Source organism: Streptomyces europaeiscabiei (genome assembly GCF_036346855.1).
Taxonomy (GTDB): domain Bacteria; phylum Actinomycetota; class Actinomycetes; order Streptomycetales; family Streptomycetaceae; genus Streptomyces; species Streptomyces europaeiscabiei.
On record NZ_CP107841.1, the window covers coordinates 4,193,888 to 4,206,010 of the forward strand.

Below are 12,123 nucleotides of genomic sequence, written 5' to 3' on the forward strand. Positions count from 1 at the left end.
CCATGACAGCAGCCTGGCGGCAGGCGGGAGTTCCGGGTGGGGTGCTCCTTCCCTTACGAGGAAGGACGCCCAGGAGTTCGATCTCGTTCCGACTCGTTCGAGCCGACTCGCTCCGGACGCGCCCACGACCCTCCACACACGCGCCGACGGCTTGCCCGGTTGGACGCCATGTCTCCCCGACACCCCAGGCACAAACCTTTCACCGCACGGATGCACCGAAAGAGGTGAATCGGCATCCACATACCGGACGTGAAGTTGACAGCGGAGGTGTGAACCGCTGTGCTTGTGGGCATGCTCGCGAACTTGGCACTCACCTCGACCCGCTCCGCCGGGTCCCTCGGTGCTGCTCGCTGTAGCTGTTGCTGTTGCTGTTCCAGCTGTTGAGCCTCACGCGCTCCGGCTGCCACTGAGCCCGACCCGGCTCGGCCGCTGTCCCCATGGGCCCGGAAACGGGCACCCGTACCGCCCGCGACCCGGGCGGACGGTACGCGACACCCCGCCCTCCCCCACGCACTCTCCGTCGAGGACCTCCCCACTTCATGAACAGCGACAGCGACCTCCAGATCGCCGGCGACCTTCTCGAAGTACCGCACCTCCTCCAGGCGCCGCGCCAACACCCCGTCACCGTGGCCGAGTTCGCCGGACTGGCCCGTTCCCTCGCCGACGACCGCTCCCGGTGGGAGCACCTCGTCGAGTACGACGCGACCACGCGCTGGTACCACCGGCTGCTGACCGGTCCCGGGTACGAGGTGTGGCTGCTGTCCTGGGTGCCGGGGCAGGGCACCGGACTGCACGACCATGGGGGCTCCTCCGGCGTACTGACGGTGCTCGACGGCACGCTGACCGAGCGCACCGACCGGGGCACGCGCGTGCTCGGCGCGGGCGCGCAGCGCGTGTTCGCGCCGGGTTACGCGCACGAGGTCGTCAACGACACGCTGGAACCGGCCATCAGTCTGCACGTCTACTACCCGGGGCTGACGGACATGCCGATGCACGCAAAGGCCTGCGCGACGGAGGCGGCGACCGTCACGGCCTGACCGTGACCGTGGGAAACCGGCCGTGGTCGCGGGCGGGCGACCCGTTGTCGTACCCGCCTGCGAGACTTGCTCCCATGCGCATTGTGGTTCTGGCAGGCGGCATCGGTGGTGCCCGGTTCCTGCGTGGTCTGAAGCGGGCCGTGCCGGACGCGGACATCACGGTCATCGGCAACACCGGGGACGACATCCACCTCTTCGGTCTGAAGGTCTGCCCGGACCTCGACACGGTGATGTACACGCTCGGCGACGGCATCAACGAGGAGCAGGGCTGGGGCCGGGCCGACGAGACCTTCCACCTCAAGGAGGAGCTCGCGGCGTACGGCGTCGGGCCCGAGTGGTTCGGACTCGGCGACCGGGACTTCGCCACGCACATCGTGCGGACGCAGATGATCAGTGCCGGGTTTCCGCTGAGCGCGGTCACCGAGGCGCTGTGCGACCGGTGGAAGCCGGGCGTGCGGCTCATCCCGATGACCGACGACCGCGTCGAGACCCATGTCGCCGTCGAGCAGGACGGCGAGCGCAGGGCGATCCACTTCCAGGAGTACTGGGTGCGGCTGCGGGCCTCCGTGCCGGCCGAGGCGATCGTGCCGGTCGGCGCCGAGCAGTCGAAGCCGGCGCCCGGGGTGCTGGAGGCCATCGCCGAGGCGGACGTGATCCTCTTCCCGCCGTCCAACCCCGTCGTCTCCGTCGGCACCATCCTCGCCGTGCCCGGCATCCGGGAGGCGATCGCCGAGGCCGGGGTGCCGGTCGTGGGCCTCTCCCCCATCGTCGGTGACGCGCCCGTGCGCGGTATGGCGGACAAGGTCCTCGCCGCCGTCGGCGTCGAGTCGACGGCCGCGGCCGTCGCCGAGCACTACGGCTCCGGACTGCTCGACGGCTGGCTCGTCGACACCGTCGACGCGGGCGTCACCGAGCGCGTCGAGACCGCCGGGATACGGTGCCGGGCCGTGCCGCTGATGATGACCGACCTGGACGCGACGGCGACGATGGCCCGCGAGGCGCTGGCCCTGGCGGAGGAGGTGCGGGGAGCGTGAGCGAGGAGAACATGGGCGAGGTGCGACCCGGTCCCGGGTACCGGGTCTGGGCCCTGGCCGGCATCCCCGAGGTGCAGGAGGGGGACGACCTCGCCAAGCTGATCGCCGCGGCCGAGCCGGGACTGGTCGACGGGGACGTGCTGCTCGTCACCTCCAAGATCGTGTCCAAGGCGGAGGGGCGGCTCGTCGAGGCGGCCGACCGGGAGGCCGCGATCGACGCCGAGACCGTGCGGGTGGTGGCGCGGCGCGGAGCGTTGCGGATCGTGGAGAACCGGCAGGGCCTGGTGATGGCCGCCGCCGGGGTCGACGCCTCCAACACGCCCTCCGGGACCGTGCTGTTGCTGCCCGAGGACCCCGACACCTCCGCGCGGGCGATCCGGGACGGCATCAGGGACACGCTCGGCGTCGAGGTCGGGGTCGTCGTCACCGACACGTTCGGGCGACCCTGGCGCAGCGGGCTGACGGATGTCGCCATCGGGGCAGCCGGCGTGCGGGTCCTCGACGATCTGCGGGGCGGCACCGACGCGCACGGCAATCCGCTCGGCGCGACCGTCGTCGCCACCGCCGACGAGCTGGCCGGCGCCGGTGACCTGGTGAAGGGCAAGGCCGCCGGGCTGCCCGTCGCCGTCGTCCGGGGGCTGGGGCATGTCGTGGCCGAGGACGACGGCGAGGGGACGCGGACCCTGGTCCGGGGGGCGCGGGACGACATGTTCCGGCTCGGCACCTCCGAGGCCGTACGGCTGGCGGTGACCCAGCGGCGTACGGTCCGGGCGTTCACGGACGAGCCGGTCGACCCCGGGGCGGTGCGGCGGGCCGTGGCCGCCGCCGTGACCGCGCCGGCGCCGCATCACACGACACCGTGGCGGTTCGTGCTGCTGGAGTCCGAGGAATCGCGGGTGCGGCTGCTCGACGCCATGCGGGACGCGTGGATCGCGGATCTGCGGCGGGACGGCAAGAGCGAGGAGTCCGTCGCGAAGCGGGTGCGGCGCGGGGACGTGCTGCGCGCCGCGCCGTATCTGGTGGTGCCGTGTCTGGTGATGGACGGGGCGCATTCCTACGGGGACGCGCGGCGGGACGCGGCCGAGCGGGAGATGTTCGTGGTCGCGGCCGGGGCCGGGGTGCAGAACTTCCTCGTCGCGCTGGCCGGGGAGCGGCTCGGGTCCGCGTGGGTGTCCTCGACGATGTTCTGCCGGGATGTCGTGCGGGGGGTGCTGGGGCTGCCGGAGGGGTGGGATCCGATGGGGGCGGTGGCTGTGGGGCATGCGGCCGGGTCGCCTCCGGCTCGGGGTGAGCGGGATGCGGAGGCCTTCGTCGAGGTGCGGTGAGGTGGGTTGGTGCGGTTGGTGCGGTTGGTGCGCCTACGGTTCGAGGGTGGTCGGGGTCGGTGGGCGGGTGCGGGTTCGTTGTGGTTGCTCGCGCAGTTCCCCGCGCCCCCAAAAAGCGTCATGGCCGCCTAGGCTCATAAGGCACCGCTCTCGCACTGCACCACTTTCATAGACCGCCGCATCACTTCCAGGACCTCATCGTGGCCGGACGTTTCGTTCAGCGGCCCACTCGTACGACTGTGCGGGGTGGGCAGGTCGTCGTGCCTGGTGGGGTACCTCGGCAGGCCGCCGCGGCGGGGAAGCGGCGGACCTGGGTGCCGGAGGGTGCGCTCGATCCGGGGCTGGTGCTGGGGCCCCTTCGGCGGGGGCCCGGGGATCCGACCTTCCGGGCGACTCCGGACGGGTCCGTGTGGCGGGCCTGTCGTACGCCGGCGGGGGCCGGGACTCTGCGGGTCGCCCTGCGGGACGGGGTCGTCGAGGCGGAGGCGTGGGGGGCCGGGGGTGAGTGGCTGCTCGACCGGGTGCCTTCGCTGCTCGGGGCGTCGGACGAGCCGGACGTCTTCGTGCCTCGGCACCGGGTCGTGGCGATGGCCTGGCGGCGGCGGCCGGGGTTGCGGCTGACGCGGACCGGGCTGGTGCTGGAGTCGTTGATCCCGTCGGTGCTGGAGCAGAAGGTCACGGCGGACGAGGCGTATCGGGCGTGGCGGTTGCTCGTACGGAAGTTCGGCGAGCCGGCGCCGGGGCCCGTTCCGCCGGGGATGTCCGTGATGCCCACGGCCCGGGAGTGGGCGTTGATTCCGTCCTGGGAGTGGCATCGGGCCGGGGTCGACGACAAGCGGGCGTCGACGATCCTTCGGGCGGTTCGGGTGGCGGGGCGGCTGGAGGAGGCCGTGGGGATGTCGCCGGTGGATGCGCAGGCGCGGCTGGAGCTGGTGCCGGGGATCGGGCCGTGGACCTCGGCGGAGACCGTGCAGCGCAGTCATGGGGCGGCGGATGCCGTGACCGTGGGGGATCTGCATCTGCCGGGGATCGTCGGGTTCGCGTTGGCGGGGGATCGGGATGCGGACGACTCGGTGATGTTGGCGTTGTTGGAGCCGTATGCGGGGCAGCGGCATCGGGCGGCTCGGTTGATCCTGTTGTCGGGGAAGGTGCCGGCTCGGCGGGCGCCGCGGATGCCTCGGGGGGACATCGGACGGTTGTAGGTCGCCCCCGCCGCCCCTACCCGTCCCGTCCCCAGGGGCTGCGCCCCTTCGACCCCCAGTGCGGGTCCGGTGGTCTCACGCAGTTCCCCGCGCCCCTAAGGGCCGCAGGCCCTTTCAAGGGGCGCGGGGAACTGCGCGGCGCCCCCACCGCCCGCGGTTACTGGTCCGACGAGAAGCGGAGCGCTCCCGTCGGGATCTGGGCGTCGCACCAGACCCGGACGCCGGTGCGGAGTTCGTTGTCGGCGCCGACGATCGCGCCGTCACCGACGACGGCGCCGGTGAGGACGGAGCGTTCGCCGATGCGGGCGCGGGCTCCGATGAGGGAGTCGGTGATCACCGCGCCGGGTTCGACCACGGCGCCGGCCAGGACCGTGCTGCCGAAGACACGGGCGCCCTCTCCGACGAACGCGCCCTCGCCCACCACCGTGCCGCCGGTCAGCTTGGCGTCGCCCGCGACCCGGGCGGTGGGCAGGACGAGGCGGTCGCCGCAGCGGCCGGGGACGGCGGGGGACGGGGCGCGGCCCAGGACGAGGTCCGCCGAGCCGCGGACGAAGGCCGCGGGGGTGCCGAGGTCCAGCCAGTACGTCGAGTCGACCATGCCCTGCAGATGGGCGCCCGCGGACAGCAGGTCCGGGAACGTCTCCCGTTCCACCGAGACCGGACGGCCCGCCGGGATCGTGTCGATGACCGAGCGGCGGAAGACGTACGCCCCCGCGTTGATCTGGTCGGTGACGATCTCCTCGGGCGTCTGGGGCTTCTCCAGGAAGGCCAGGACACGGCCCGTCTCGTCGGTGGGGACGAGGCCGTAGGCGCGCGGGTCCGTCACCTGGGTCAGATGGAGGGAGACGTCCGCGCCGGTCGTCCCGTGGGTGGCGACCAGGCGGCGGATGTCCAGGCCGGTGAGGATGTCGCCGTTGAAGACGAGGACCGGGTCCTCGGGGCCCGAGTGGAGGTGCGAGGCGGCGTTACGGATCGCGCCCCCCGTGCCCAGGGGCTCCTCCTCCGTGACGTACTCGAGGTGGAGGCCGAGGGCGGAGCCGTCGCCGAAGTGGGGTTCGAAGACCTCGGCCAGATAGGAGGTGGCGAGAACTATGTGGTCGACTCCCGCGGCTCTGGCTCTCGCCAACTGGTGCGTGAGGAAGGGGACTCCGGCCGCCGGGACCATGGGCTTCGGAGTGTGCACCGTGAGCGGACGCAGCCGGGTGCCTCTGCCGCCGACCAGGAGGATCGCTTCTGTCACCTGTCGTCTCTGCTTCCTGCCGGGACCGGCCGAACTGTCATTCGACCGGCCAGTGTATGCAGACCGTTCCATGGCGCCTTCGCGGCCTTGCGGTTGGCCGCCGACGTGCGGTGGGGCACGTCAACGGTGGAGTCCGTCGAGGGCACGGCGAATGCGCCCTCGACCTGTGCTGCGGGTCGTGTCCGGCATGGCCTCAGCCGGTCACTCGTTCCGGCCGGGGCACGCGCCCCGGTTCCCTCCATCATCCTGTCGCCGCGCTACCGGCCTTGGTAGCGGGCTGCCTCCGTGCGGGCCGTGCCGAGTTTTCCGTAAAGGCGCCCCCCCGGGCACTCGGTCGCGAACCCGTCCCGATGGCCGGAGATCACGTGCAACAGCACCTTCTTGCCTTTTGCGTAGAGATTGCCACCACCTGAAGTGAGGTATGTCTTGCCCTTCGGGTTCGCCCCGTAAAGACCGAGTTTCCAGGCTGTTAGTTGCGCGATCCCCTTGACCGCCACCGCAGGCGGCTTGGTGGTGCCGTAGCTGCCGAGGACCGCGATGCCCATGCTGTTCGTGTTGAAACCGAGGGTGTGGGCGCCCATGACGGCCTTCGCGACGCCACCCGCGCGGCCCTCGTAGATGTTTCCGCACTTGTCGACGAGGAAGTTGTAGCCGATGTCCCGCCAGCCACTGCTCACCACGTGGTAGCGGTAGATACTGCGGATGACGGAAGGGGCCTGCGCGCACTTGTAGTTGTTGCCCGACGCCGTGTGGTGCACGAAGGCCGCGCTGACGCGCTTGGTGTAGCGGAAGTCGCGCTCGCGCAGCTTCTCGTCGGCGCCCCAGCCGGCCCGCGTGACGATGCGCGGACGCGGCCCGATGTACGGCTTCACCCCGGGCACCACGTTCGCCAGCCGCTCCTCCGTCTCCTTGCGCGACAGCGCCGGGATCGCGGTGGCGCCGAGCGGCGCGAGGTCGGCGTTGACTGCGGAGGCGGCGGCCGACTCGGCGGTCAGCGCGCCCAGCCGCGGAGCGTCCACGGGGGTGCCGACGGGCGGGGGGTCGGCCGCGTGCACGGCGCCCGGTCCCGCCGCACCCTCCGGGGCGCCGGAGCCCGGGTCGACCAGCTCCAGACGTAGGCCGTCCGGGAGCATCTGGACGCCCGGAGCGGTCGTACGGCCCTGGGTCTCGGCGCGTACGCGCACCTCGACGCCGTCCGAGTCGCCGACCCACAGCGGGGCGGTGGAGCCGCGCACACGGCCCGAGGAGCGCTCGGCCGTGTCCGGGTCGGCGGCGTGCTCGTGGTTGTGTGTCTCGACGTCCTGCCAGCCGGACCAGCGGGCGGTGTCCTTCGCACGGGCACGGACCTGGACGCGGCCCTGGAGTTCGGTGTCCGGGTTGTCCCAGACGACGCCGACCAGGGAGAAGGACCGGACGTCCCGCTTCCCGAGGCCCTGCTCGGCGGCGGCCGGGCCGAGGTTCCGGTCCGCCCCGAGGGGGACGAGGGGGAGCGACTGGGTGCTGCCGGACGCGGGCGCGAGCGCGAGGGAGCCGGTCGGGGCCGGGGTTCGCGCCAGGGCCTGGGTCGCCGTGGAGGACGAGTCCGTCGGGGTCGCCGCGGAAGCCGCCGCCGGGAGTGCCGCCGGGAGGGCGAGTGCCGCCGCACAGGTGACGCCGATCGAGGACGCGAGGAATCGTGATCTACGCATGCGTCCGATCCTGGACATAGTCATACATATCTGTCCATCGCGGAATTGACGGGCTGTCGGCTCCGCTCCGCCGAACCGGTGGCGTTTCCGGTCCGCCCCGGGAGTGCGGGCGGACGGTCCCCGCGTACGCTTACGCGGGTGAACGCCACCGACCGCACCCCTGCCGACCTGCTGCGATCCGCGCTGGCCGCGGATCCCGCGCGCCCCCTGGTGACCTTCTACGACGACGCCACGGGCGAGCGGGTCGAATTGTCCGTGGCCACCTTCGCCAATTGGGTGGCCAAGACCGCGAACCTCCTTCAGGACGAGTTGTCGGCGGAGCCGGGCGACCGGGTCGCACTGCTGCTGCCGGCGCACTGGCAGACGGCGGTGTGGCTACTGGCGTGTTCGTCGGTGGGGGTGGTCGCCGAGGTCGCCGGGGATCCGGGGGCGGCCCACATCGTGGTCAGCGGGCCGGACACGCTGGACGCGGCGCGGGCGTGCTCCGGGGAGCGGATCGCTCTCGCGTTGCGGCCGCTCGGGGGGCGGTTCCCGCAGGCCCCTGAGGGTTTCGCCGACTACGCCGTCGAGGTGCCGTCGCAGGGGGACCGGTTCGTGGCGTACGCGCCGGTGGATCCCGAGGAGGCGGCGTTGGTCGTGGCCGGGCGGGAGTTCAGCGGGGCGGAGGTCGTGGAGCGGGCTCGGGCGGAGGCCTCCGGCCTGGGGCTGACGGGACCTGGGTCCCGATTGCTGTCAGGGCTCGGGTACGACACGTGGGAGGGGCTGAACGCCGGGTTGTACGGGCCGCTCGCCACCGGGGGGTCCGTGGTGCTGTGCCGGCATCTTGGGCAGCTGGGCGAGGATGCGCTGGCCAAGCGGGTCGAGAGTGAGCGGGTTACTTCCGTCTCGCGGTGACGCCGGGTTGTACGGGCCGCTCGCCACCGGGGGGTCCGTGGTGCTGTGCCGGCATCTTGGGCAGCTGGGCGAGGATGCGCTGGCCAAGCGGGTCGAGAGTGAGCGGGTTACTTCCGTCTCGCGGTGACGCCGTGCGGGGTGAGGTCGTTCGGCGACTGCGGGTCACGTGTGGTTGCTCGCGCCCACACGGCTGAGCCGCGTATGCCCGGCCCCGCCCCCCTGGGCCGTTTCTGACGGCTCTTGGAACCGTTCGTGGGCGGTTACGGACGAGTCCGGTGAGGCGGCCAGCACCTCATGAGTCACCTCGCGCGGCTCCAATCGGTCGGATGATCTCCGGCCAGGAGCCATCAGAAGCGCGCTGAGGGCACGGGTGCCCTCAGCCCCTTTCGCAAGGCAGCACTCCATCCCCCGTTCGGCCTAGCCCCGGCCGCCCCCGCACCCCCACCCGAGCCATCGTCGTAAGAGCAACGACTCGCTCGTACGCCGTGAGGGGTGGCCGGAAGTGGACGACGTCGGAGGCAGGGCGCGTGGGCTGGGGCCCGGTGTGGGTGGTTCACCCACCGGGCTCGGGCCCGGACGTCGTCGGCGGCGGCGGTGGGTGCGGTGGGTCGGCGCCGGGGCGGTACTGGTGGTCGTGGGAGCCCTGGGGCTGGGGTGGGCGGCGTACCAGAAGCTGGACGGGAACATCACGGCGGACCGGACGGCGGCGGACGAGCTGGCGCGGTTCGAGAAGGAACGGCCGACGGCGCTGGTGCGGGGCGCGCAGAACATCCTCGTCATCGGGTCGGACTCGCGGTCGGGGGACGGGAACGGCGAGTACGGGCGGGATTCGGGGACCGAGCGGTCGGACACGACGATCCTGCTGCATCTCGCGGCGAACCGGCGGAGCGCGACCGCGGTGTCGCTGCCACGGGATCTGATGGTGGACGTGCCGAGTTGCCGGCGGGCGGACGGACGTCGCACCGAACCGGTGTTCACCATGTTCAACTACGCGTTCCAGGCCGGCGGCTCGGCCTGCACCATTCGGACGGTCGAGCGGATGACCGATATCCGGATCGACCATCACGTCGTCGTGGACTTCAGCGGCTTCAAGGAGATGGTCGACGCCGTCGACGGGGTCGAGGTGTGTCTCACCGAACCCATTCACGACCAGCAGGCCAGACTGCGGCTGCCCGCGGGCAGGGTGAGGCTCGACGGCGAGCAGGCGCTCGGGTATGTGCGGGCCCGTAAGTCGCTGGGGGACGGCAGCGACACGGAACGGATGGACCGGCAGCAGCGATTCCTCGCGGCGCTGGCCACGAAGGTGCGCAGCAATGACGTACTGCTGAATCCGGTGAAGCTGTATCCGGTGCTGGACGCGGCCACGTCGTCACTCACCACGGACCCTGGACTGGCGAGTCTGCGCGGGCTCTACGACCTTGTGCGCGGTCTGCGCACGCTCCCCATGGAAAAGGTGCAATTCCTGACCGTTCCCCGGAAGTCGTATGCGTATGACGCCAATCGTGATGAGCTCGTCGAACCGGCCGCGCGGAGCCTTTTCGCACGACTGCGCGCCGACGCACCCCTGGCGGTCGCGCGGGAACTGCCCGGCAGGAAGCGGGAAGGGCGTACGGAAGAGCTTTCGGGAAGCCTCTCCGGGACACCGGATCCGATGCCGACTTTCAGCGGCAGCACGGCCGCGGAGGAGGGCTGCGAGTGACCCGAAGGGGTTCCTCAGGTAAAGCCCGCGTCAACACCAGGAACAAATGCTCTAGGAAATGGGCAGATTGCCCAGTTGTAGGGGCGTGCAATTTGTCACCGCCGTCGCTTGACGCCTGATCGGGCGGCTAGTGTGAGCGATCCGGTGCGCAGGCCTTCTCGGCCACGCACCACTTGCATCGAGACCCGAGCGTCTTTTGAGGGGGAAGGCGCCGCGTGGCCCCGACGGAGGAATCAGACAACCGTGGACGCGCAAGGCCGTGGGCGGGCGGACGACATCGACCCCGCAGACCAGTGGGTACTCAATCCGAGCACCGGTGAATACGAACTGCGACTGAGCCCTTCCGCACCGCAGTCGGCGGTGCCGAGGCCGCGTCGGGCAGCGCCCGCCGCGGCGGGGGCCAGGGCGACGGCGGGCGCGTCCGCGCGTTCCGCGTCGGCGGGCACCGACACCCGGGAGATCCCCGAAACGCTGCCGGGACCCCGGCGTCGGCGGGGCACGCCCGAGGAGGACCCGCTGCCGGGCCGCCGGGGCGGCCGGGGCAGGACCAAGAAGCCCAAGAAGTCGACGGCCAAGCGGATCCTGGTGTGGACGGGCGGCACGCTGGCCTTCGTGCTGGTCGGGGTGTCCGCCGCGGGCTACCTCTACTTGCAGCACCTCAACAACAACATCGACAAGATCCCGGACGACGACGCGGGCACCGGCGGCTTCAGCAAGGACCGGGCGATCAACCTGCTGGTGATCGGCACGGACAAGCGGACCGGCGCGGGCAACGAGAGCTACGGCGACAAGGAGAGCGTCGGCCACGCCGACACGACGATCCTGCTGCACGTCTCCAAGGACCGGACGAACGCGACCGCGATGAGCATCCCGCGCGACATGATCGTGGACATCCCGGACTGCCTCACCACACAGGAGGACGGCTCCAAGAAGAACATCCAGGGCACCTCCAACGTCCGGTTCAACACGAGCCTCGGCCAGGACGGCCGCACCCCGAGTTGCACGATGCGCACGGTCACCGAGCTGACCGGGATCAAGCCCGACCACTTCATGGTGGCCGACTTCAACGCGGTGAAGACGCTCTCCACGGCCATCGGCGGTGTCGAGGTCTGCCTGGAGAAGGACATCAAGGACTCCAAGTCCAAGCTCGACCTCACCGCGGGCAAGCACACCATCGAGGGCGAGCAGGCGCTGGCGTTCCTGCGCACCCGCTACAGCGTGGGCCTCGGCAGCGACCTGAGCCGGATCGAGCTGCAGCAGCAGTTCCTCAGCTCGATGATCCGCCAGATGAAGTCCGAGGACACGCTCACCGACCCGAAGAAGGTGGTGGACCTCGCCGAGGCCGCCACCAGCGCGCTGTCCGTCGACTCCAAGATCACCAACATCCAGAAGCTGGCCTCGCTCGGCAAGGAGGTCGGCAAGGTGAAGACGAAGAACATCACCTTCACCACCGTGCCGGTCGTCGACAACACCGACGGCGCGACCGTGCTGCCCACGCCGCAGAAGGCCGAGCAGCTGTTCTCGACGATCCGGAACGACATCTCGCTCACCGAGGTGAAGAAGCAGGCCAAGGAGAAGGAGGCCGCGAAGCTCAAGGGCACGCGTGCCAAGGCCTCCGAGGTCAGGGTCAGCGTCTACAACGGCGGCGCCGAGGCCGGCAGCGCACAGGCCACTCTCAGCTGGCTGCAGAATGATGTAGGCGTGACCAAGTCGAGCCAGCTCGGCAACGCCGACAAGACGTTGTCAAAGACCACCCTCGCGTACGACCCGGGCCAGGCCGACCAGGCTCGCAAGCTGGCCGACCTCATGGGTCTGTCCGCGTCCGCGCTGAAGCCCGGCAAGGGCAACAGCGAGACCAACGCGCAGGGACTGCCCTCGATGGTGCTGACCCTGGGCAAGGACTTCGAGGGAGCCGGGGTGCCGCTGAGCGGGACGTCCGCCGCGGACCTGGACGTCGAGAAGAGCACCGCGGACAAGGAAAAGTGCGCCAGTTGATGACCTGAC

At 71.2% G+C, this 12,123-nt stretch carries 9 protein-coding genes; 7 read left to right on the forward strand and 2 right to left on the reverse strand.

Features of this window, described 5'->3' with window-relative positions:
* The first annotated feature begins 539 nt into the window (after positions 1 to 539).
* The 4 genes from OG858_RS18075 to OG858_RS18090 all read left to right on the forward strand — a co-directional run bounded on the left by OG858_RS18075 (position 540) and on the right by OG858_RS18090 (position 4,598).
* On the forward strand, positions 540 to 1,037 hold the full coding sequence (locus OG858_RS18075; protein WP_319262471.1) for a cysteine dioxygenase: 498 nt from the start codon (positions 540 to 542) through the stop codon (positions 1,035 to 1,037).
* A gap of 74 nt (positions 1,038 to 1,111) precedes the next feature.
* The gene (gene cofD / locus OG858_RS18080) at positions 1,112 to 2,071 is read left to right on the forward strand and encodes a 2-phospho-L-lactate transferase (RefSeq protein WP_086746690.1); all 960 of its coding nucleotides are present in this window, start codon (positions 1,112 to 1,114) and stop codon (positions 2,069 to 2,071) included.
* Positions 2,072 to 2,082: 11 nt separating this feature from the next.
* Positions 2,083 to 3,396, forward strand: coding sequence for a coenzyme F420-0:L-glutamate ligase (locus OG858_RS18085; RefSeq protein WP_327726034.1), 1,314 nt, complete (start codon positions 2,083 to 2,085; stop codon positions 3,394 to 3,396).
* Positions 3,397 to 3,596: 200 nt separating this feature from the next.
* On the forward strand, positions 3,597 to 4,598 hold the full coding sequence (locus tag OG858_RS18090) for a DNA-3-methyladenine glycosylase family protein (RefSeq protein WP_319067943.1): 1,002 nt from the start codon (positions 3,597 to 3,599) through the stop codon (positions 4,596 to 4,598).
* 157 nt (positions 4,599 to 4,755) lie between these two features.
* On the opposite strand, the gene manB is transcribed toward OG858_RS18090, so the two are convergent.
* Both manB and OG858_RS18100 read right to left on the reverse strand, forming a co-directional pair.
* A complete protein-coding gene (gene manB, locus OG858_RS18095) occupies positions 4,756 to 5,838 on the reverse strand; it encodes a mannose-1-phosphate guanylyltransferase (protein WP_086751253.1) in 1,083 nt (360 codons plus the stop codon).
* Between the two features lie 257 nt (positions 5,839 to 6,095).
* On the reverse strand, positions 6,096 to 7,544 hold the full coding sequence (locus OG858_RS18100) for a peptidoglycan recognition protein family protein (protein ID WP_086751255.1): 1,449 nt from the start codon (positions 7,542 to 7,544) through the stop codon (positions 6,096 to 6,098).
* Positions 7,545 to 7,664: 120 nt separating this feature from the next.
* On the opposite strand from OG858_RS18100, the gene OG858_RS18105 reads away from it, so the two are divergent.
* The 3 genes from OG858_RS18105 (at position 7,665) to OG858_RS18120 (ending at position 12,114) form a co-directional block, all read left to right on the forward strand.
* Positions 7,665 to 8,420 carry a TIGR03089 family protein gene (locus OG858_RS18105; RefSeq protein WP_086751256.1) on the forward strand — a complete coding sequence of 252 codons (756 nt, stop codon included), beginning with the start codon at positions 7,665 to 7,667 and terminating at the stop codon, positions 8,418 to 8,420.
* A gap of 502 nt (positions 8,421 to 8,922) precedes the next feature.
* Complete coding sequence (locus tag OG858_RS18115; protein ID WP_319067940.1) at positions 8,923 to 10,119, forward strand: LCP family protein; 1,197 nt, start codon at positions 8,923 to 8,925, stop codon at positions 10,117 to 10,119.
* A 243-nt stretch (positions 10,120 to 10,362) separates the two neighbouring features.
* Complete coding sequence (locus tag OG858_RS18120) at positions 10,363 to 12,114, forward strand: LCP family protein (protein ID WP_319067939.1); 1,752 nt, start codon at positions 10,363 to 10,365, stop codon at positions 12,112 to 12,114.
* Positions 12,115 to 12,123 lie beyond the last annotated feature (9 nt).

Excerpts from the sequence above, each read along its gene's own strand:
- cofD (WP_086746690.1), top strand. The coding sequence starts at position 1,112 with ATGCGCATTGTGGTTCTGGCAGGCGGCATCGGTGGTGCCCGGTTCCTG.
- OG858_RS18085 (WP_327726034.1), top strand. The coding sequence starts at position 2,083 with ATGGGCGAGGTGCGACCCGGTCCCGGGTACCGGGTCTGGGCCCTGGCC.
- OG858_RS18100 (WP_086751255.1), bottom strand. The coding sequence starts at position 7,544 with ATGTCCAGGATCGGACGCATGCGTAGATCACGATTCCTCGCGTCCTCG.
- OG858_RS18075 (WP_319262471.1), top strand. The coding sequence starts at position 540 with ATGAACAGCGACAGCGACCTCCAGATCGCCGGCGACCTTCTCGAAGTA.